The sequence below is a fragment of the Amycolatopsis sp. WAC 04197 genome, from assembly GCF_003947475.1.
GTDB classification, from domain to species: domain Bacteria; phylum Actinomycetota; class Actinomycetes; order Mycobacteriales; family Pseudonocardiaceae; genus Amycolatopsis; species Amycolatopsis japonica.
The window spans coordinates 249,329-268,820 of the sequence record NZ_QHJK01000015.1 but is presented as its reverse complement, the minus strand read 5'-3'; the positions used below and the strand labels follow the sequence as shown (position 1 = coordinate 268,820).

Genomic DNA, 19,492 nt, shown 5'->3' with positions numbered 1-19,492 from the left:
GCACCCGAACGGGGACACCTGTGTTCAAACCCGCGAACGCGGGTACCAAGCAGTCACGTCATCCTTCAGCCAAGGGGGAAACCGATGCACAACGAACTCGGGCTTCATCCGGTGCCGGACCTGCTGCCGGAAGGCCAGGACACACCGGAGCAGGAGGCCATCCGTCGTAGGGCGGCCCTGGCCGTGGCTTCGCGGGCCAAGAGCCCCGAAGACTGCGCGACCCTGCTGGACATGCTCGGCCTGCACGACCGCGGCAGCAGCTCCGAAGTGGCTTGATTCAGCGGTCGCCGCGCGCCGCCACGAGATCCGCGACGAAGGCCTGATAGGCCTCGTCGCGATCCGGCGCGCGCAGGACCGCGGACGGATGCACCGTGGCGACCGCGGTGGTGGCGAATTCGGCGAGGTCGATCCGCTCGCCGCGGCTGCGCGTGATGCGGAAGTCGTCGCCCAGCAGTGCCTTCGCCGCCGTCGCGCCGAGGAAGATCAACAGATCCGGGCGGACCGCCGCCAGTTCGGCGTGCAGCCACGGGCGGCAGGCGACGATCTCGGTCTTCGACGGCGTCTTGTGGATCCGCCGCTTGCCGCGTTCGTCGCGTTTGAACTTGAAGTGCTTGACCGCGTTGGTGACGTAGATCTTCCGGCGGTCGAAACCCGCTTCGTCGAGGGCCCGGTCGAGCAACCGCCCAGCGGGCCCCACGAACGGGGCGCCCTGCCGATCCTCCTGGTCCCCGGGTTGTTCGCCGACCACCATGATCTCCGCCGCGCGGGGGCCTTCGCCGAAGACGGTCTGGGTGGCGTCGCGGTACAGGTCGCAGCCGCGGCAGCCGGACGCCGCCGAACGCAGTTCGCCCAGGTCGGCGGTTTCCGGCGGATCCGCCCCGGGTGCCTTGGTCGCCATGGAGGCCGGATGCCCCGCCCGGCCGTGGGACAAACCGATTACGCGCGCGCCGCGCCGGGTAGCCCTTCGTCATGGCGACTACGACCGAACCAGCCATCGCTTCCGTCCAGGACACCGTGCGTGTCGCGCTGCGGGTCGTGCTGCCCACGCTCGCCGGCGGGGTGATCAAACGGCGGCCACTGGGGCTCGCCGCGGCGCAGAAACTCCAGCTGGACCGTCCCGCCGTGCGGCTGTTGTGCCGGCTCCGGTCCCAGTACGGTCCGGGACCGCTGCGTCTGCGGGTGCCCGGCCGGACGATCGATCTGGCGCTGTCGGGGGACGACGTCGGTGACGTGCTCGCCGCCGCGCCCGTCCCGTTCAGCCCGTCGACCAAGGAGAAGCGGGCGGCGCTGGGACATTTCCAGCCCCACGGCGTCCTCATCTCCGACGCGGTGGAGCGGGCGCCGCGCCGCGAGTTCAACGAAGAGGTCCTTGAACCGGGCAAGCCGTTGCACGACCTGGCCGCTCCCTTCGCCGCGGCGATCGGCGAGGAGGCGGCGTCGCTCTGGGACGGCGGCACGCTGGACTGGGACACCTTCAACGTGGCCTGGTGGCGGATCGTCCGCCGGGTCACGCTCGGCGAGTCCGCGGCGGGCGACGACGGTCTCACCGACATGCTCGCCCGGCTGCGGAAGGACGCGAACTGGGCGTACGCGCACCCGCGACGCGACCGGCTCCACGATCTGTTCCGCACGCGGCTCATCGGCCATCTGGAACGGGCGGAGCCGGGGAGCCTCGCCGAAGCCATCGCGGCGGCGGGCCCGGCGGGCGAGCGGACGATGGAGGTCGTCGCCGACCAGGTCGCCCACTGGCTCTTCGCCTTCGACGCCGCCGGGATCGTCACCTTCCGCGCGCTCGCGCTGCTGGCCACCCATCCGGCCGCCCGTGAACGCGCCGACGAGGAGGTCGCGGACGCCGACCTGACCGTGCCCGGCCAGTTCCCGTACCTGCGCGCCTGCGCCCTCGAATCGGTCCGGCTGTGGCCGACCACTCCCGCGCTGCTGCGCGAGAGCACGGCCGAGACGGCGTGGGGGCCCGCGGGAACCACGGTGCTGATCTTCACCCCGTTCTTCCACCGCGATCCCGAATCGCTGGCCTACGCCGACCGGTTCGAACCCGGGATCTGGCTGGACGGCAGCGCGGCGGCGAATCCCGCGCTGGTGCCGTTCAGCGCCGGTCCCGCCATCTGCCCCGGCCGGGATCTGGTGCTGTTCTGCGCGAGCACGATGCTGGCGTGGCTGATCAAGGATCGCCGCTTCGAGCCGGCCTCCGGTGCCGTCCTCGGGCCGGAGCGGCCGTTGCCCGCGACGCTGGACAACTTCCACCTGAAGTTCTCGGCGGCTTAAGGCTCGTCTGGGACCCACTCGAGCAGGTCTCCGGGCTGGCATTCGAGCACCCGGCACATCGCTTCGAGCGTGCTGAACCGGACGGCCTTGGCGCGGCCGTTCTTCAGCACCGCGACGTTCGCCGGGGTGAGCCCGACGAGTTCGGCGAACTCGCCGACGCTCAGCTTGCGCTTGGCCAGTTCGACGTCGATGCGGACGACGATCGGCATCAGATCACCTGTTCGAGGTCGGAGCGCAGGGTGGTGGCCTGCCGCAGCAGGGTGCGCAGCACGATCATGAGCAGGCCCAGCACGGCGACGCCGATCAACGCCAGGAACAACAGCAGCGGCAGGCCGGGGTCGTCGGCGTTGAAGCCGACGTAGAGGAACACGCCCGCCAGCACGACCCAGCCCGCGAGGATCGCCCAGACGATGGCGTCCACCCATCTCAAGGACGCTTCGGTGAATATGCGGTCCTTTTTGACCAGGGAGAGCAGTTGCCAGGTGGCGACGACCACGACCTGGACGCACAGCACCCAGAAGACGGAGATCGCCGTCGCGGGCCAGCGCAGATACGCCATTTCCGGATCTTGCCGTGCCATGTGCGCGAACTGACCCGGCAGGGACATGGTCTGGAAGAGGACCAGGATCCCGAAGAGCAGCACGAGGAACACCCGGAGGGGCGCGACCGCCCGTTGACCTGTGATCATACATCGATTTTCGCGCGTTATCTATCGAAAGTCAATCGGTAGCTATCGGGGAGCGGTCGACTGTGAGGGCGGACCTGTGGTGGGCTGAAGGCGTCCTTCGCCGCGTCTGATGCGGTGAAGGGCCCCTTCAGCCGCGGAGGCCCGGCTCAAGAGTGCAGGTCCAGCCGCATGAGCCAGCGCGGCTTCCGGTCCGAGCGCGCCTTGGTCTCCTCGACGAGCTCGAACCCCGCAGCCGCGAACAGGCCGATGGTCCCCACATGGGCCGCGGACGAGTTGATCCGCCCTTCGCCGGGATCGACGGGATAGCCCTCGATGACCGGGGCGCCGTGCGAACGCGCGTAGGAGACGGCGCCGTCCAGCAGCGCGTGCGCCACGCCCTTCCGGCGATGGCCCGCCCGCACGACGAAACAGACGACGGTCCACGCCGGGACGTCGTCGATCGGCGGCATCGTGCGGGAACGCGTCATCCGGTGGAGGTGCGCGCGCGGGCCGACGCCGCACCAGCCGACCGGGGTGGCGCCGTCGTAGGCGAGCACGCCGGGCGCCGGGTCCGCCGCGCACAGGGCGCGGACGTGTTCGGCGCGTTCGTCACCGCGCAACCGGCTGTAGTCCGCGGGTTTCGCGCGGTAGGCGAGACACCAGCAGGCGCGGTCGTTCCCGTTCGGATTGAGGATGGTCGCGACGTCGCCGAAGCGGTCGGCCGTCGCGGGGTGGATCCGGAACGCGGGCATGTGCCGACATTAAAGCGGTATTCGGGAAATCGCTCACGAATTCGGTGAACGGCGGTGAATTTTCGTTGCACGAAGGATTCACCCGGCCGTAGTCCAGCCGTTGTCGCGTCGGGAGGCGTCTGTCAGGATGCTCGTGACCCGACCAGAAGGAGCGTTCCAGTGGCTTCTCGTCTCAATCCCTACATCAGCTTCGCCGGTGACGCCCGGCAGGCCATGGAGTTCTACAAGTCGGTGTTCGGCGGCGAACTGACGCTGAATACGTTCGGTGAGTCCGGTATGGCGGGAACGCCGGCGGAGGATCAGATCATGCACAGCCAGCTCGATTCCCCGAGCGGCTACACGATCATGGCGTCGGACACGCCGCCGGGAATGGAGCACCGACCGGGCACCAACGTGTCGGTCAGCCTCAGTGGCGACGACGGTGAGGAATTGCGCGGATACTGGGAGAAACTCTCCGCCGAAGGTACCGTTTCGGTTCCCTTCGAAAAGCAGATGTGGGGTGACGAATTCGGTGCCTGCACCGACAAGTTCGGCATCTCGTGGATGGTGAACGTCATTCAATCCTAGGGTCTTCCGGCCCTGCCCGGTCCGTGCCGAAGCTCCCGACTTCCGGGGACTTGCGGCTCCGATCGCGCGAAACCCGTTATGTCACCGGTGAAACCGCCGTTCTCCTCGCGTGAGGATTCGGCGGTTCCATCGGGAGGCGAGAAGATGAACAGGATGGTCGCGGCACTGCTGGTATCGGCGGGTGCCGTCGCGGCATTGAGCGGGTGCGGGACGACGACGGCCGGGACGCCGGTCACCGTGGTGCGGGAGATCGTCCCGCCGCCGAACACCACGACCACCGCCGTCGTCGCGCCGCCCGCCACTTCGGTGGTCGTCGTCGAGCCGCCGGTGACGGTCACCCGGGCGCCTTCGCTCACGTCATGCCAGCGCCTGTTCGCCGAGGGGTTCTCGTACACCTACGCGTACAACGCCTGGGTGAACGCGGGGCGCCCGGCGAGCTGGGACGCCGACCGCGACGGCTACCCGTGCGAGCAGTCGTACGGCAACCGGAACTAGGCCGGCCGGAACCGCACGTCGATCGCCGCACGCGGATCTTCCGTGCCGAGCCCGTGCAGCCGGATCGGCGCGCCGCCGGGGTTGTCGTACAGCCGGACGCCGTCGCCGAGCAGCACCGGCGCGATGTGCAGGTCGATCTCGTCGATCAACCCCAACGCGAGCAACTGGCGGCCGATGTCCGGCGAGAACACTTCGAGGTTCTTCCCGTTCGCCGCGTCCAGGCCGATCCGGACGGCTTCGGCCACGCCGCAGTTCAGGAACGTGACCCCGGGGGTGGGCGTGGCGTCCTCGGGGTGGTGCGTGAGAACGAACAGCGGGCCCTTCCAAGCGCCGCCATAGATCCCGCTGGGATCGGGGTAGGCGTCCCAGCCGTCGCGGCCGCCGAGGACGGCGCCGGTGGTCGCGGCGTATTCGCCGATCAGACCCGGCCGGAAGGTGGTGCCGGCCATCCAGTCCATGCCGTGGCCCGGGCCCGCGACGAAACCGTCGAGCGACATCGTGAAGTGCCAGAGAACCTTCCCGTCCGCGGTCTGCGGTTCGAGCATCACGGCCTCCCACTGGTTGCGTTCTGCAATCGGTTGCTTCACGATAAGGTGACCGATGGTGGTTTGCAACCACTTCTTCGGGAGGTGAAGGGATGGCGGAACCCGCCCGTTCGGGCTGTCCGATCAACGCCGCGGTCGAGGCGTTCGGCGACAGCTGGAGCCTGCTCGTGCTGCGGGACATCATGTTCGGCACCCGGCGCCATTTCCGGGAACTGCTCGCCGGATCCGAAGAGGGGATCGCTTCCAACATCCTGTCCGACAGACTGAAGCGGCTGGTCAAAGCCGGCCTGCTGACCCGCGAGGACGCCGGCCCCGGCAAACGGGCCGCGTACAGCCTGACCGAGGCGTCGATCCAGCTGGTCCCCGTGTTCGCGCACCTCGGTTCCTGGGGGCTCCGGCATCGTCCGACGACCGAGCGCCTGAGGGTTCGGGCCGAACTGCTCGCCGAGGGCAGGCCGGAACTCTGGGCCGAGTTCATGGCGGAACTGCGGGTCGTCCATCTCGGAGCCCCGGCCAAGGAAGGCCCCAGCGTGCTGGACCGCCTCGCCGCCGCTTACGAAGCGGCCCTCCCAAAGCCGACTGGGCATTCCTCGTAGCAATCGCGCCCTCACCACGCATCCCGTTGATTGTTCTTCCCGAATCAAGGGTTCCGGTCAACCCGCCCCCGGGATGTAGTAGCCCGCGACGAAGTGACGGGCTGGTGGGGAGAGGGAATGAGCTCAGCGGAGGGTGTTGTCCTGGTGATCGGCTGCGGGATGCGGCCGTACCGGGAGTACCTGTTGGCGTCGGCCGGGCACCGGCATCCCTTGTGGTTGTTCAACGGGACCGAACCGACCTGGCAGGAGCGCTACATCACCGGTGCGACCGTGCTGGACACACAGGACCAGGACGCCGTGCTGGCCGCGGCCCGCGCGCTCCACGCCACCACGCCGGTGCTCGGCGTGGTGTGCTGGGACGAGGCGCTGATCGTGGCGGCGGCGCATGTCGCGGACGAACTCGGCGTGCCGGGCGCGGGGGTCTCCGCGATCGAAGGCTGCCGTGACAAGTGGTTCAGCCGACGGACGCTCACCGCGGCCGGCGTCGCGCAGCCCGATTTCGGGTTCGTGCACGACGACGACCAAGCGGTCCGCGTGGCGGAACGGATCGGGTACCCGGTCGTCGTCAAACCGCGCGGCGGCGGGGCCAGCATCGGCGTCAGTCTCGCGGAAGACGCCGAGGCGGTGCGGAAGGCGTTCCGGACCGCGGAGGACGCCAGCTTCAACGGCTCTCCCGCCTACAAGGGCGGGGCGCTGGTCGAGGAGTACCTGACCGGCCCGGAGATCAGTGTGGACGGCGCCGTCGTCGACGGCGAGTACACGCCGATGTTCGTGGCGCGCAAGACGGTCGGGATGCATCCGTACTTCGAGGAGCTCGGCCATCTGGTCAGTTCCGCGGACGAACTGCTCGCCGACCCGGTTCTGCGCTCGACGCTGGCCCGCGCGCACGGCGCGATCGACTTCCGGTACGGCATCACCCACACCGAGCTCAAGCTCACCGAACGCGGGCCGGTGATCGTGGAGATCAACGGCAGGCTCGGCGGCGACCTGATCCCGTTGCTCGCCAAGTTCGCGACCGGGATCGACCCCGGCGCGGCCGCGGTCGACGTCGCGCTCGGCATGCGCCCCCACATCCCGCACGAGGCCGAGCCCCGGTGGGTCGGCGTCCGGTTCGGCTATCCGAAACAGGACTGTGTCGTCGAGTCCGTGTCCGTGCCGAATTCCTTGCGCAACAACGGGATCCTCGCCGCGGACCGGCTCGTCGAGCCGGGTTCGCGCCTGCGGCTGCCGCCGGCGGAGTTCATCTCGCGCCACGCGTACGTGATCTGCGCGGGCATCGATCCCGACGACTGCGAAGCGGTGCTGGACAAGGCCATGGCCCAGGTCCGGCTGACCGCGCACCCCCTGCTGCCCTCGGTGGCCGCCGGTGGCTGACCGCGCACCGGAACCACAGAACACCTTCCCAGCACTCACAAAGATGGCGGAGCGAACAAATGGCGAACCGTGATGTCGAGCTGCTCGCAGTCGGAGCAGGACCGTCGAACCTGGCCTTGGCCGTGGCGCTGGAAGAGCTCGCGCCCGGACTGGCCCGCGAATCGGTCCTGCTCGAACGCGACGAAGAGGTCTCCTGGCAGCGGGGGATGCTCCTGCCCGAGGCCCTCTCGCAGGTCTCGTTCCTCAAGGATCTGGTGACCCTGCGCAATCCGCGCAGCCGCTTCTCGTTCCTCAACTACCTGCACGCCACCAATCGGCTCAACGAGTTCGTCAACATGGGCAGCTTCGTCCCGTACCGGGTGGAACTCGCCGACTATCTCAAGTGGACGGCCGACTCGCTTTCCCTGGTGGATCTGCAGCGCGGCCGCGAGTGCCTCGAAATCACTCCCGTGTGGACGGACGGCACGCTCACCGGCTGGGACACCCACGTCGCCGACGGCGAGACCATCCGCAGCCGGTACCTGGTGGTCGGCGCCGGCCGCGACGCGCGGATCCCCGACCGGCTCCGGACGGTGAACCAGGACCGCGTCATCCACAGCACGCAGTACCTGCCGAGGATCGCCAAACTGCGCAAGGACCTCCCGTACCGCGTCGCGGTGATCGGCGCCGGGCAGAGCGCGGCGGAACTGTTCAGCGCGGTGCAGAAGGACCTGCCCGAATGCAAGCCGACCATGGTGATGCGGTCGATCGGCTTGAACTACTACGAGAGCAGCAAGTTCAACAACGAGCTGTTCTTCCCGTCCCATGTGGACAAGTTCTTCGAGGCGCGGCCCGAAGCGCGCGAGCAGATGCTCAAGGAGATGCACCACACGAACTACTCCGGGCTCGCCCCGGGCACGATGGACGCGCTCTACCGCTCGATCTACCTGGACCGGCTCTCCGGCCGTTCGCGGCTGACGATGATCACGATGAGCGACATCACCGACGCCCGCGACGAGGGCGACGAGATCGTGCTGGAACTGACGGACCGGCGCACCGGCGAGGTCCAGGAACTGCGCACCGATCTCGTGCTGCTCGGCACCGGCTTCTCCCCGGAGATGCCGAGGATGGTGCAGGAGATCGCGAAGTCGATCGGGCTGTCGGAGATCAAGGTGACCCGCGACTACCGGCTGGAGATCGAGCAGCCCGCCACCGCGGCCGTCTACCTCCAGGGCGTCAACGAGGCGACGCACGGGATCGCGGACTCGCTGCTGAGCGTCCTCGCGCCGCGCGCCAACGACATCCTGCAGGACATCCTCGCCCATCGCGGTGAGAACCCCTCGGTGCCGCCGCAGCCGACGTCGGAAACCGCCCCCATCGTCGCCACCCGCTGACCCACGAAGGAAGAGGAAGTCATGGAGATCCGTCCGCTCGAGCGGGAAAAGATGGTCTTCGAGAACGGTGCCTACGGCCAGCGGCTGCTGCCGTGGGCGGCGCTGAACGCGCCGTTCGAAGGCGCCTGGGTCACGGTGCCCGCGCACGGCGCGACGGGTGCGCATTCCCACCACGAGTACGAGATCTTCATCGCCGTCAGCGGCGAGGCGGTGGTCGAGTCCGGGGGAGAGCGCCGCGCCTTCCGTCCCGGCGACATCGAGTTCCACAAGCCCGGCACCGAGCACCGCATCCTCAACGACGGTGCCGAGGACTTCGAGATGTACGCGATCTGGTGGGACTCCGACATGACGGTGAAGTTCGCCGCCCGGCATGAGGCGGAGGCGTGAGTATGACCGACAAGCGACCGGTCGTGATCATCGGCGGCCCGCCGACGTCCAACGGTGACCTGCACATCGGGCATATCGCCGGCCCGTACCTCGGTGCCGACGTGCACCGCCGGTACCTGCGCGCGGCCGGCCGCGAGGCCGTGTTCGCCTCCTGCACCGACGACAGCCAGACCTACCTCGTCACCAGCGCGGCCAGGGTCGGGCTGACGCCTCCCGAACTGGTGGAGCAGTCGACCGAGAACATCCAGCGCACGTTCAAGGCGATGGGGGTCGAGGTCGACGGCTTCTCGCCGACCGACGACGGCTACAAGGCACTCGTCTACGACTACGTCAAGCGCTTGTACGACAAGGGAAAGCTGCGTCTGCGCAAGGTGCGGTTGCCCTACAGCGAGCGCAAGGGCGAGTTCCTGGTCGAGGGTTTCGTCGGCGGTGGCTGCCCGACGTGCCTCGCCGACAGCCGCGGCGGATTCTGCGAGGGCTGCGGGCATCCGATCGACTTCGACGCGCTGATCGAGCCGTACTCGGTGCTCGACCCGGCCGACGAGGTGACCTACCGCGAGACCGAGATCATGGTCTTCCCGGTCTCGGAGTACCGCGAACAACTCCTGGCCTACTACGAGGAACGCGGCCCCGCGTGGCGGCCGCACGTGCTCGGGCTGATGCGGGAACTGCTGTCCGGGCCGTTGCCCGATTTCGCGATCACGTACCCGGTGAAATGGGGTCTGCCGGCGCCGTTCCTGCAGACGCCGGGGCAGCGCCTCAACGCGTGGGTCGAGGGCATGCCCGCCTCGATGTACTGCACCGAGTACGCGTTGCGGCGCAACGGGAAGCCGAAGGCCGCCGACGACGACGCCTGGCTCGCGGAGAACGACGCGCGGGTCGTGGTGTTCATGGGCTTCGATCCCTTGTTCACCTGGGGCGTCGTCCACGTCGCCGAGCTGATCGCGCTCGAAGGCCGCTACGTCCTACCGGACACCTTGCTGGTCAACGAGTTCTACGAGCTGGAGAACGAGAAGTTCTCCACCAGCAAGGGACACGTGGTCTGGGCCCGTGACCTGGCGGCCGAGGTGCCCCGCGACATCGCGCGGTTCCACCTCAACCTCACCGCCCCCGAGTTCGCGCGGACCAATTTCTCCCGCGCCGCACTGGAAAAGGTCGCGGGGGAGCGGCTCGTCACGCCCTGGAACGAGCTCGCCGAGACCCTGGCCAAACTCACCGCCGAGGTCGGCGGCGAGAACGGCTCGCTCCCGGTGTCGACCGAAGCCACGGAACGGGCCGCCGCGATGGTCTCCCGGTTCGCCCTGAACTACGAGCTGGAGGACTTCAGCCTCAGCCGGGCCGCCGATCTGATCGTGCAGCACGTCGAACGCCTGCGGGCGGCGACGGAACGCACCCTGAAGGGCAACCTCGACCAGGAGATGCTCCGCGCGCGGCTCGGCGACCTCTTCCTCGAACTGCGGGCGTTGATCGGCTGTGCCTCACCGATCCTGATCGACCTCGCCGAACGCGCCGCCGCGGCGGGCGGGTTCGCCCTCCGGATCACCGCGGCCGCCTTCGACGTCACGCACACCACGGCCTTCCCCGTGCCCTCACTGGAATTCCCCCCGACGAGCGAGGTCTGACCCACCATGTCACTCGACAGCACCCCATCCACCGACGCGGTCCGGAGTTCCCGGCTCGCCGAACGCCTGCTGGTCCCGGCGGGGTTCATCACCACGGCGGGCAACGCCTTCCAGATCACCGCCGCCGCGATCCTGGTCTTCCACGCCGAGCAGACCACCCTCGCGGTCGGCTGGCTGTTCATCGCGGTGTCCATCCCGCAGGTCGCGCTCGCGGTCCTGTTCGGCAAGCTGGTCGACAAGGTCGACCGCCGGATGCTGTGCGTGGCGGCGGACCTGGTGAGCGCGATGACCGCGTTCGCGCTGCCGGTGTGGCTGTGGATCGGCGGTCCGGCGAACCTCGGTTCCTACATAGCGAACTTCATGCTCGCCTGCACCGCGGCGTTGTTCATGCCCGCAAGCAACGGGCTCATCAAGGAACGGATCCGCGACGAGCGGCTCGGGAAGTTCAACTCGCATTTCGAGATGGCGAGCAACGCCGGCATGCTGCTGGCCTCTTCGCTGGCGGGCTTCCTGGTGATCTGGTTCGGTGCCACGCCGTTGTTCGTGTTCAACTCGCTGAGCTTCGTCCTCTCGGCCGTGCTGGTCTACGCGATCGGCCGCAAACCCGCCAAGGCGCCGGTCGTCGAGGAGGCCGTCGCCACCGATCCCTCGGCGCCGGCCGAAGCCCCGGTGCGCCAGCCGATCAAGCGGCTCGCGCTGCTGTACGCCAACGGCAACATCGGCCTGATGGTCGCCAACGTCATCCTGACGACGCTGATCCTGCAGACGTTCAACCAGGGCGCGTGGATGATCGGCGTGGTCGACGCGCTGGCGGGCGTCGGGTTCATCGTCGGCGCGGCGGCGTACGGCAAGGTCAGCAAGCGGGTCAAGGGTATCCATCTGGCCGTGCTCGGCACCCTCGGCAACCTGATCTGCCTGGCGATCCAGCCACTGCACTACATCGCGCTGATGGCGGCGATCCCGTTCGCCGGCTTCTGTTTCGCGCAGGGCCGGATCGCGGCGCGCACGCTGCTGATGCGGGCCAGCCCGGAGGAGCGGGTCGGCCGGATCTTCGGCAGCACCCAGGCGCTCGGCCTCGGGCTCGGTGTCGGGGCGACGGTCGGGCTGTCCGCGCTGGCGGACGCGTCCACCGTGCCCTACGCGTTCTGGGGGCTGGCGATCCTGCAGGGCGCGATCGTGATCGGCACCTACTTCAGTCTGGCGAAACCGTTGTCGGCGCAGGAGAAGAAGCGACCGGCCGAGGTTCTCGAGGCGACCGCCGCCTGAGCGCGGCCGAACTGCGGAGGAAGCGAAAGTCATGACGGACAAGCCGATCAAGGGCGGCGTGGCGACCTGGGCCTGCCTGCCCGGGTTCCCGCCCGCGGTGATCTTCCCCTTCACCCCGGGCGAGCGCTTCGGCGTGCGGAGCCTCTACGAGTTCCAGATGCTGATGTACCGGCCGCTGTACTGGCTGGGCCGGGACGGCGCGCCGGAGATCGACTGGGACCTCAGTGTCGGTGAAGAGCCGGTGTGGGACGAGACCGGCCGCACCTGCGTGGTCCGGATCAAACCGTGGAAGTGGTCCAACGGCGAGACGGTCTGCGCGGACAACGTCATCTTCTGGATGAACATGCTGAAGGTGAAGGGGCCGCGGTTCGGCGCCTACTCCGAGGGCTACTTCCCGGACAACCTGGTGTCGTTCGAGAAGGTCGACGACGACAAGGTGAGCTTTACCTTCGACAAGGCATACTCGAAGAACTGGGTGCTGCTGAACCAGCTCACCATGATCACGCCGATGCCGAAGGCGTGGGACCGCACCGCGGACGGCCCGGCCGACGCCACGCACGACATCGAGCAGGCCGAAGCGGTCTACGAGTTCCTCATGGCGGAGAACGGCGACGTCGTCGAGGAGGACAACTCGCATCGCACGCGCTGGGCCGACAGTCCGGTGTGGAGTGTGGTGAACGGGCCGTGGCGGCTCAAGAGCTACACCGAGGAAGGTGTCGTCACCTTCGTCCCGAACGAGCACTACAGCGGGCCCAATCCGGCGCATCTCGACGAGTTGCGTCAGGTCTCGACGACGTCGGACGAGCAGCAGTACGAGTTGTTGCGGTCCGGCGACGTCCAGGTCGGCTTCCTGCCGCCGGGGATGGGCGTCCAGCCCGACGGCGACCCGACGAAGGGCGGGCCGAACCCGCTGGGCGACGGGTTCCAGCTGGAGCCGCAGATCCTGTTCAACATCAACTTCATGGCGGTCAACTTCAGCAACCCGACCGTCGCGGGGAACATGATCAGGCAGCCGTATGTCCGGCAGGCCCTGCAGAGCTGCTTCGACCAGGAGTACGGGGCCCGCGAGGTCTACCAGGGTTACGGCTGGAGCCAGACGGGATCGATCCCGGTGCTGCCCAAGAGCGACCTGGTCTCACCGAAGATCGCCGAGCGCGGCGGATTCTGGCCGTTCGACCTGGAGAAGGCGCGGCAGCTGCTCGCCGACAACGGGTGGGACGTCAGCACGTCGCCCGCGGTGTGCGTCCGGCCCGGCACCGGCCCCGGTGAAGCGGGCGAGGGCATCCCCGCCGGCACCGAACTGAGCTTCTCCTTGCGCTACTGGGAAGGCAGGCCGTCGCTGGCACGGCTCATGGCGCAGTTCCGGGACGACGCGGCCAAGGCAGGCATCGAGATCCGCCTCGAAGAGGTGATGGGGTCGGTCCTCGTGGCGGAGGACGGTCCCGGCGAGAAGCGGATGTGGCAGCTGTCCTGCTGGGGCGGCGGCTGGGTCTACAACTACCCGACCGGCGAGAACCTCTTCCAGAGCGGCGCCGCCTGCAACTTCAGCAACTGGCGCGACGCCAAGGCGGACGAGCTCATCGCGAAGACGGTCACCACCGACTCGCTCGAAGCGCTGTACGAGTACCAGGAGTACATCGCCGAGCAGGCGCCGGTGATCTTCATGCCGACGTTCCCGCGGCGGCTGTTCGAGGTCGCGGGGAATCTGCGCGGATTCTCGCCGATCAACCCGTACGGGCTGATCAACCCCGAGAACTGGTACTACGTCGAGGAGGGGTCATGACGCGCCCGGTGGTGCTGGTCGGGTTCGTGGCCGCGGCGCTGGGGTCCTCCATCAAGGACTTCCAGCCGGACGGTTCGGTCATCTTCGTCGAAGAGCCCGACGTGGTCCGCAAACGCGACGCGCGGAAGACGGTGGCCGGTTCGGCGCTGGTGCGCGAGCTCATCGAGTGGGAGTTCCACCTGCCCGGCAAGGCGGACGAGTTCTACCACGTCCACCACGACCTCGACCCGGCCGCGGTGGTCCCGCTGACCGAGTACGCGACCCCGTTCGCGGCCCGGCTCGCCGAACGCTACGGCCTGCCGGGCGCGGGCTTCGGCGCGGCGCAGATCCTGCGGGACAAGGCGGTGCTGCGCCTGGTCAGCCGGGCGGCGGGGATCGCGAACCCGGCGTCGGCGCGGGTCGAAAGCCCGGAGCAGGTCCGTGAGTTCATGGCGCGGCATCCGGGGAAGACCGTGCTGAAGCCGTCGAACCGGCAGGCGTCGGTGGGGACGCAGGTGCTCACCGACCCGGCCGAGGCCGAGCAGGCGTGGACGAACTGCGTCGTGCAGGACGAGGGGATCTTCGTCCCGGACCGCGCGATGGAGCTGAAGATGCTCGCCGAGAGCTTCGTCGAGGGAGACGAGTTCAGCGTCGAGATGCTGTTGCGCGACGGCGAGCCATTGTTCGCCAACGTCACCGGCAAACGGCTCTTCCCCGGTCCGCGGCCGATCGAACTCGCGCATGTCGTCCCCGCCGACATCCCGGACGAGCTCACCGCGACGCTGACCGAGGAGACGCGGCGGCTCACCGCCGCGACCGGGTTCCGCACCGGGATCGTCCACTGCGAGTGGATCGTCTCGGACGGTGTCCCGTACCTGGTCGAATGCGCCGGCCGGTTCGCGGGCGACGGCATCATCGAGCTGATCCAGCGCGCCTATCCGGTGGAGCTCAACCGCGCCTACTTCTCGGTGATGAAGGACGAGCCGGTCGTGGACCTGTTGCCGCGCAAGGCCGAAGGCGGCGCCGCAGTCCGGTTCCTGTCGATCGGGCCCGGGTTCATCGAGGACGTGCGCGGGGTGGAGAAGGCGGCGCAGTCCGAAGGCGTGTTCCTGTGCGACGTCAGTGTTTCGGCGGGCGACCGGTTCGACGGGCTGCGCAGTTCGTGGGACCGCGTCGGCGATCTGATGGTGACCGCGGACAGCCCGGCGGAGGCGTCGCGCCTGGCCGAAGAGGCGGTCGCGCTGATCGAGATCGACGTGCGGCCGGACCGAGGAGAGAGGGAGAACGCCGCACCATGACCATCGAAGCCGTCCAGCCCACGCTCCCGGACGCCGGTCTCGACGTGATCGTCACCGGGCTCTCGTCCGACGCGCACACCTGGAACCTGGTGTACCTGGAGCTGTTGCTGGAGGAACTGGGCTGCCGGGTCACCAACCTCGGCGCCTGCGTCCCGGACGCGACCATCGTGCGCGAATGCGTCACTCGGCGGCCGGATCTGCTGGTGATCAGCAGCCTCAACGGGCACGGCCGTCAGGACGGCGTCCGGCTGATGGAAGCCTTCCGCGCCCGGCCGGAGCTGGTCACGACGCCGGTCGTCATCGGCGGGAAGCTCGACGTCACGGGCGGCAGCAACGCCGCCCGGCTGCTGGAGGCCGGCTTCGACGCGGTGTTCGAGGACTCCGCCGGGCTGACCCCGTTCCGCACGTTCCTCCGCACCTTGTCCGTCCGCGCCCCCGGTGTCCCGCTGGGCGCGGGATGAACGTGCTCGCCCCGCGGCGGGGACATTCGTTCGGCGAGGTGGTCGCACGCCACCACGCGCAGGGGGAGCTGGTCGTCCAGCCCCGGATGGGGTTCGCCGATCCGGGGCGGATGACCAGGGGGCTGCTGGCGACCCGGTCGGCGCGGGCCGCGACGGTCGGCACGATCACGATCGACAGCTACACCAGGGTCGGCGACCACGAGGCGGCGCGTGCGGCGTTGGCGGCGGGTGCCGACCTCAACGGGTATCCGCTCGTCGACCACGATCCCGTGACGACGGCGGCGTTGCTCGACGGCGTGGTGACCGGGGATTTCCCGGTGCAGGTGCGGCACGGTTCGGCGGATCCCCGCCGGATCGTGCGGGCGCTGCTGGACTTCGGGCTGCACGCGACCGAGGGCGGTCCGGTGTCGTATTGCCTGCCGTACAGCCGGATGCCGCTTTCGGCGGCTGTCGACAACTGGCGGCGGTCCTGCGAGACGCTGGCCGAGGCCCGGGGGCCCGAACTGGAGCCGCATCTGGAGACCTTCGGCGGCTGCATGATGGGCCAGCTGTGCCCGCCCGCGCTGCTGGTCGCGCTGAGCGTGCTGGAGGGGATGTTCTTCTGGCGGCACGGGATCCGCTGCCTGTCCTTCAGCTACGCGCAGCAGACCCACGCCGGGCAGGACGAGGAGGCCGTCGCCGCGCTGCAGGCGCTGATCAGGGAATACGTGCCGCACGCGCGGACGCACGTGGTGATCTACGGCTACATGGGCGTCTACCCGAGGACACCGGGTGGCGCGCTGGAGCTGATCGCGGAGTCCGCGCGGCTGGCGGCCCGCACCGGCGCGAGCAGGCTGATCGTCAAGACCACCGCCGAAGCGCACCGGCTGCCGACCGTGGCGGAGAACGTGACGGCGCTCGAGCACGCCGCCGAGGCCGCGCGGGGCGTCTCCCGGATCGGCAGGCTCGGCGACACCGGGATCCACGCGCAGGCGAAAGCGTTGGTGGACAACGTTCTTTCGCTCGACAACGACCTCGGCAGGGCGCTGGTCACCGCGTTCGCGCGCGGCCAGCTGGACGTCCCGTTCTGCCTGCACCCGGACAACGCCGGCCGCGCCCGCGGGCGGCTGGCCGACGGCGGCCGCCTGGAGTGGCAGCGGATCGGCGCGATGCCGCTGGGCGATCTCGTCGACCTGCCCGGCGACCGGCGGATGACCTCGAACGATCTGCTGGACGCGCTCCGGTACGTCGAGCGGTCGTTCGACGAGAAGTACGGGTTACCCGGAATCGAGACCGTGAACCGACTGACACAGGGGAGTAGGACATGACCGGAACACCGGACGCGGCGCTGCCGCCGGGCACCCGCGAACATCTGACGTCGCCGGTGACGCAGGCGGCCCTGCGCATCCAGAACAGCATCACCGCCGGCACCCGCGAGTACCTCGGCATGAACGGGTTCGTGGAACTGCAGCCGCCGTTGATCGGGCCGGTCACCGACCCGGGATGCCGTGGCGCCAAACAGGTCGACGTGGACTACTACGGGCACAAGTACAAGATGATGACCAGCGTCATCCTGTACAAGCAGGCCTCGCTGCTCGCGTTCGACAAGATCTTCTACGTCGCCCCGAACGTGCGGCTGGAGCCGCTGGAGACCTCGACCACCGGACGGCATCTGGTCGAGTTCACCCAGATCGACGTCGAGGTCGCCCGTGCGAGCCGCGAGGAGGTCCTCGACGTCGCGCAGGGCCTGCTGCGGCACATCGTCGCCCACACGCTGCGGGAGTCCAAAGTGGACCTCGCCACGCTGGGCCGGGACCAGGAGGCGTTCACGGCGCTGCTGGAAGAGGACTTCGAGCGGATGACGCATCGCGAGGCGGTGTCGCGGCTGCAGGGCCTGCGGCACGGGCAGAGCGCCGACGCCGAGATCGACTGGCAGGGCGAGCGGATCATCTCCGAGCAGACGAACCGGCCGTTCTTCATCGTCGACTACCCCAAGGGGTCGCGCGGGTTCACCGACGGCGAGTCCAGCACCGAACCCGGCGTGCTGCGGAACTTCGACCTCATCGCCTCCGACGGGTTCGGCGAGCTCTGCAGCGGCGGCGAACGCACGCACGAGTACCGGCGGCTGATCGAGCGGATGCGGGAGACGGGGGAGAACCCGGCGAAGTACGCCTGGTACCTCGACCTCGCGCGCGAGGGGCTGCCGCCGAGCGCCGGCTTCGGGATGGGGCTGGAGCGAGTGACGCGCTACATCGCCGGGCTGGACGCGATCTGGCAGGCGAACGCGTATCCGAAGCTGCCCGGGATCGCGACGCCGTGATCACCGCGCGGCAGCTCCCGGAGGACGCGATCCGGGCCAGGGCGAGAGAAGGCAGCGCGGCGATCTTCCCCGACGTCGCGGGATACGGCCGGTCGCTGTTCGGCGCGGACGTCGACACCCCGCCGGACGAACTCGACCGCGCGCGGATCGTGCCGCCGGTGTTCGTCCCGCGGCGCCTGGAGAAGATGTTCGACCTCGCGCGCGAACCGGTGTACGGCGACGTCGGTTTGTCGACCGTGCTCGGCGGGTTCACCGCGCCGTCGCCGGTGTTCCTGTGCGCGTTCGGGTCCACGCAGGTCGCGGGCAGCGGGCTCGGGATCGCCGCGAGCGAGCAGGCCGGCAGGCTCGGGATGCCGATGGTGATCGGCGAGAACGTCGTGCCGATGCACGGTTACGGCCGGATGGGTGAGAGCGTCGAGGACGGCCTGCTCGGGCGGATCCGCGCGTACGCCGACGCCGTACCGGACGGGCTGGGCGGTGTCGTCGTCCAGCAGAGCACCGAGGACGCGGACGCGGAGGTGTGGAACCTCGTCTACAGCGACCCGTCCGCGACGAAACTGCTGGAGACCGGGCGGCTGGCGTTCGAGCTCAAGGTCGGTCAGGGTGCCAAACCGGGGCTCGGCGGGATGACCGTGCTCTCGCGCACGGCCGCCGGCGAGATCGCCGAACAGTACACAGTGGACGAAGCGTTCGGCAGGGACCAGGCCATGGTGCTGCGGTCCAGCAGTCCCGGCACGTTCACCGGGGAGATCCTGCGCCAGCAGATCCACCTGATGCGCAACAACTACCCGCGGGCCCGCGCCTGGGTGAAACTGCACCCCGGTCGCGACGTCGGCGAGGCGGCGCGGGTCGCGTGGGCGGCGGGAGCGGACGCCGTCACCGTGGACGGCGCGGAGGGCGGCACCGGCTGGGCGCCGTCGGTCTTCCTCGACCAGGTGGGGCTGCCGCTGGTGGAATGCCTGCGGCGGGTCGGCAAACACGACGCGTCGCTGCTGGTTTCGGGGCGGATCTGGGAAGGCGCCCGCGCGCTGAAGTGCCTGGCGATGGGCGCTTCCGCGGTCGGCCTCGGCCGGGCGGCGCTGCTCGCCGTCGACGAGGACGCGACCGACGGGCTCGTGCGGCTGGTGCGGTGCCTGGAACTCGAGCTGCGGTTGCTCGCCAGCGCGCTCGGGAAGTACGACCTCGCGGATCTCACCACGGACGACCTCTGGTTCCCTGGTTCACCGGCACGGACGGAGCAGGACGGATGATCAACTACGACGGGAAACGGTTCCGCAAGGTCAGCACCGACCCGGACGCGCCGGTCACCCTGTACCGGCAGAAGGACGATCTGGTGTGGGCCGAGCTGAGCGGCGGCGGCGTGCGGCTCGGCTCGCTGACCGGGAAATGCGGCGAAGACGGGACGATCGACATGGCCTACACGATGGTGCTGGCCAGTGGTCAGGTGATCTCGGGGCACAGCACGAACACCCCGGAGTTCCTACCGGACGGGCGGATCCGCCTGAACGAGGTCTGGGAGCGATACGGGAACCCCGGCTCCCGCGGCACCTCGGCGATCGAAGAGGTCGCGGAGTAGCCCCTTTCGCGCGTGAAGGCCCCCTTCCCACGGCGCAGCCGAGGGAAGGGGGCCTTCACGCGTGCTCGGGCGCGAAACTCGCGTGATTGAAGGCGTAACTCGCGTGATCGGAAGCCGCACACCGCGTGGAGCCTCCAGACACGTGAGTTCCGTCCCCAAGCACGCGAGT

General features: G+C 69.1%; 22 protein-coding genes. 17 read left to right on the top strand and 5 right to left on the bottom strand.

The genetic code is table 11. The features are described 5' to 3' along the window. The first annotated feature begins 84 nt into the window (after window positions 1–84). Window positions 85–276, top strand: coding sequence for a hypothetical protein (locus DMC64_RS39910; protein WP_037344288.1), 192 nt, complete (start codon window positions 85–87; stop codon window positions 274–276). A gap of 1 nt (window position 277) precedes the next feature. Here the strand turns inward: DMC64_RS39910 and DMC64_RS39905 are convergent, their stop codons facing one another. Further along, window positions 278–898: a UdgX family uracil-DNA binding protein gene (locus DMC64_RS39905; protein ID WP_125737738.1), complete on the bottom strand. Its 621-nt coding sequence runs from the start codon at window positions 896–898 to the stop codon at window positions 278–280. Between the two features lie 71 nt (window positions 899–969). Here DMC64_RS39905 and DMC64_RS39900 point away from each other — a divergent pair, with 71 nt between their 5' ends. Continuing rightward, window positions 970–2,283, top strand: coding sequence for a cytochrome P450 (locus tag DMC64_RS39900; RefSeq protein WP_125737737.1), 1,314 nt, complete (start codon window positions 970–972; stop codon window positions 2,281–2,283). Here the strand turns inward: DMC64_RS39900 and DMC64_RS39895 are convergent. From DMC64_RS39895 to DMC64_RS39885, 3 genes are all read right to left on the bottom strand, one after another. Further along, complete coding sequence (locus tag DMC64_RS39895; protein ID WP_016333493.1) at window positions 2,280–2,492, bottom strand: helix-turn-helix transcriptional regulator; 213 nt, start codon at window positions 2,490–2,492, stop codon at window positions 2,280–2,282. The two genes, DMC64_RS39900 and DMC64_RS39895, sit on opposite strands and share 4 nt — an antisense overlap. Beyond that, the gene (locus DMC64_RS39890; RefSeq protein ID WP_125737736.1) at window positions 2,492–2,971 is read right to left on the bottom strand and encodes a DUF2975 domain-containing protein; all 480 of its coding nucleotides are present in this window, start codon (window positions 2,969–2,971) and stop codon (window positions 2,492–2,494) included. The genes DMC64_RS39895 and DMC64_RS39890 overlap by 1 nt, the downstream gene beginning before the upstream one ends. Before the next feature lie 146 nt (window positions 2,972–3,117). After that, entirely contained in the window at window positions 3,118–3,702 is a 585-nt protein-coding gene (locus tag DMC64_RS39885) for a GNAT family N-acetyltransferase (protein ID WP_125737735.1), read from the bottom strand. Between the two features lie 159 nt (window positions 3,703–3,861). Between DMC64_RS39885 and DMC64_RS39880 the strand changes: the two genes are divergently transcribed. Next, window positions 3,862–4,269: a VOC family protein gene (locus tag DMC64_RS39880; protein WP_037344292.1), complete on the top strand. Its 408-nt coding sequence runs from the start codon at window positions 3,862–3,864 to the stop codon at window positions 4,267–4,269. 144 nt (window positions 4,270–4,413) lie between these two features. Further along, window positions 4,414–4,764 carry a hypothetical protein gene (locus DMC64_RS39875; RefSeq protein WP_233629991.1) on the top strand — a complete coding sequence of 117 codons (351 nt, stop codon included), beginning with the start codon at window positions 4,414–4,416 and terminating at the stop codon, window positions 4,762–4,764. On the opposite strand, the gene DMC64_RS39870 is transcribed toward DMC64_RS39875, so the two are convergent. Further along, complete coding sequence (locus DMC64_RS39870; RefSeq protein WP_125737769.1) at window positions 4,761–5,309, bottom strand: dihydrofolate reductase family protein; 549 nt, start codon at window positions 5,307–5,309, stop codon at window positions 4,761–4,763. The two genes, DMC64_RS39875 and DMC64_RS39870, sit on opposite strands and share 4 nt — an antisense overlap. 92 nt (window positions 5,310–5,401) lie before the next feature. Between DMC64_RS39870 and DMC64_RS39865 the strand changes: the two genes are divergently transcribed. The 13 genes from DMC64_RS39865 to DMC64_RS39805 all read left to right on the top strand — a co-directional run bounded on the left by DMC64_RS39865 (window position 5,402) and on the right by DMC64_RS39805 (window position 19,323). Further along, the gene (locus DMC64_RS39865; protein WP_125737734.1) at window positions 5,402–5,905 is read left to right on the top strand and encodes a helix-turn-helix domain-containing protein; all 504 of its coding nucleotides are present in this window, start codon (window positions 5,402–5,404) and stop codon (window positions 5,903–5,905) included. Window positions 5,906–6,022: 117 nt separating this feature from the next. Then, window positions 6,023–7,279, top strand: coding sequence for an ATP-grasp domain-containing protein (locus tag DMC64_RS39860; RefSeq protein ID WP_125737733.1), 1,257 nt, complete (start codon window positions 6,023–6,025; stop codon window positions 7,277–7,279). Window positions 7,280–7,338: 59 nt separating this feature from the next. Continuing rightward, the gene (locus DMC64_RS39855; protein WP_125687311.1) at window positions 7,339–8,652 is read left to right on the top strand and encodes a lysine N(6)-hydroxylase/L-ornithine N(5)-oxygenase family protein; all 1,314 of its coding nucleotides are present in this window, start codon (window positions 7,339–7,341) and stop codon (window positions 8,650–8,652) included. A gap of 21 nt (window positions 8,653–8,673) precedes the next feature. Beyond that, window positions 8,674–9,039, top strand: a complete 366-nt coding sequence (locus DMC64_RS39850) for a cupin domain-containing protein (protein ID WP_037344297.1) — start codon at window positions 8,674–8,676, stop codon at window positions 9,037–9,039. A 2-nt stretch (window positions 9,040–9,041) separates the two neighbouring features. Continuing rightward, window positions 9,042–10,661: a class I tRNA ligase family protein gene (locus DMC64_RS39845; RefSeq protein ID WP_125737732.1), complete on the top strand. Its 1,620-nt coding sequence runs from the start codon at window positions 9,042–9,044 to the stop codon at window positions 10,659–10,661. Window positions 10,662–10,667: 6 nt separating this feature from the next. Continuing rightward, window positions 10,668–11,927 (top strand): MFS transporter, encoded by a 1,260-nt coding sequence (locus tag DMC64_RS39840; RefSeq protein ID WP_125737731.1) that lies wholly within the window; start codon window positions 10,668–10,670, stop codon window positions 11,925–11,927. 31 nt (window positions 11,928–11,958) lie between these two features. Next, window positions 11,959–13,710, top strand: a complete 1,752-nt coding sequence (locus tag DMC64_RS39835; RefSeq protein WP_125737730.1) for an ABC transporter substrate-binding protein — start codon at window positions 11,959–11,961, stop codon at window positions 13,708–13,710. Then, entirely contained in the window at window positions 13,707–14,987 is a 1,281-nt protein-coding gene (locus DMC64_RS39830) for an ATP-grasp domain-containing protein (protein WP_125737729.1), read from the top strand. The genes DMC64_RS39835 and DMC64_RS39830 overlap by 4 nt, the downstream gene beginning before the upstream one ends. Then, complete coding sequence (locus DMC64_RS39825; protein ID WP_073842209.1) at window positions 14,984–15,448, top strand: cobalamin B12-binding domain-containing protein; 465 nt, start codon at window positions 14,984–14,986, stop codon at window positions 15,446–15,448. Before DMC64_RS39830 ends, DMC64_RS39825 begins: the two co-directional genes overlap by 4 nt. Continuing rightward, window positions 15,445–16,755, top strand: coding sequence for a methylaspartate mutase (locus DMC64_RS39820; RefSeq protein ID WP_125737728.1), 1,311 nt, complete (start codon window positions 15,445–15,447; stop codon window positions 16,753–16,755). Before DMC64_RS39825 ends, DMC64_RS39820 begins: the two co-directional genes overlap by 4 nt. Beyond that, a complete protein-coding gene (locus DMC64_RS39815) occupies window positions 16,752–17,747 on the top strand; it encodes an asparagine synthetase A (protein ID WP_038515220.1) in 996 nt (331 codons plus the stop codon). Before DMC64_RS39820 ends, DMC64_RS39815 begins: the two co-directional genes overlap by 4 nt. Further along, the gene (locus tag DMC64_RS39810; protein WP_125737727.1) at window positions 17,744–18,997 is read left to right on the top strand and encodes a glutamate synthase-related protein; all 1,254 of its coding nucleotides are present in this window, start codon (window positions 17,744–17,746) and stop codon (window positions 18,995–18,997) included. The genes DMC64_RS39815 and DMC64_RS39810 overlap by 4 nt, the downstream gene beginning before the upstream one ends. After that, the gene (locus DMC64_RS39805; protein ID WP_016333509.1) at window positions 18,994–19,323 is read left to right on the top strand and encodes a hypothetical protein; all 330 of its coding nucleotides are present in this window, start codon (window positions 18,994–18,996) and stop codon (window positions 19,321–19,323) included. Before DMC64_RS39810 ends, DMC64_RS39805 begins: the two co-directional genes overlap by 4 nt. Window positions 19,324–19,492 lie beyond the last annotated feature (169 nt).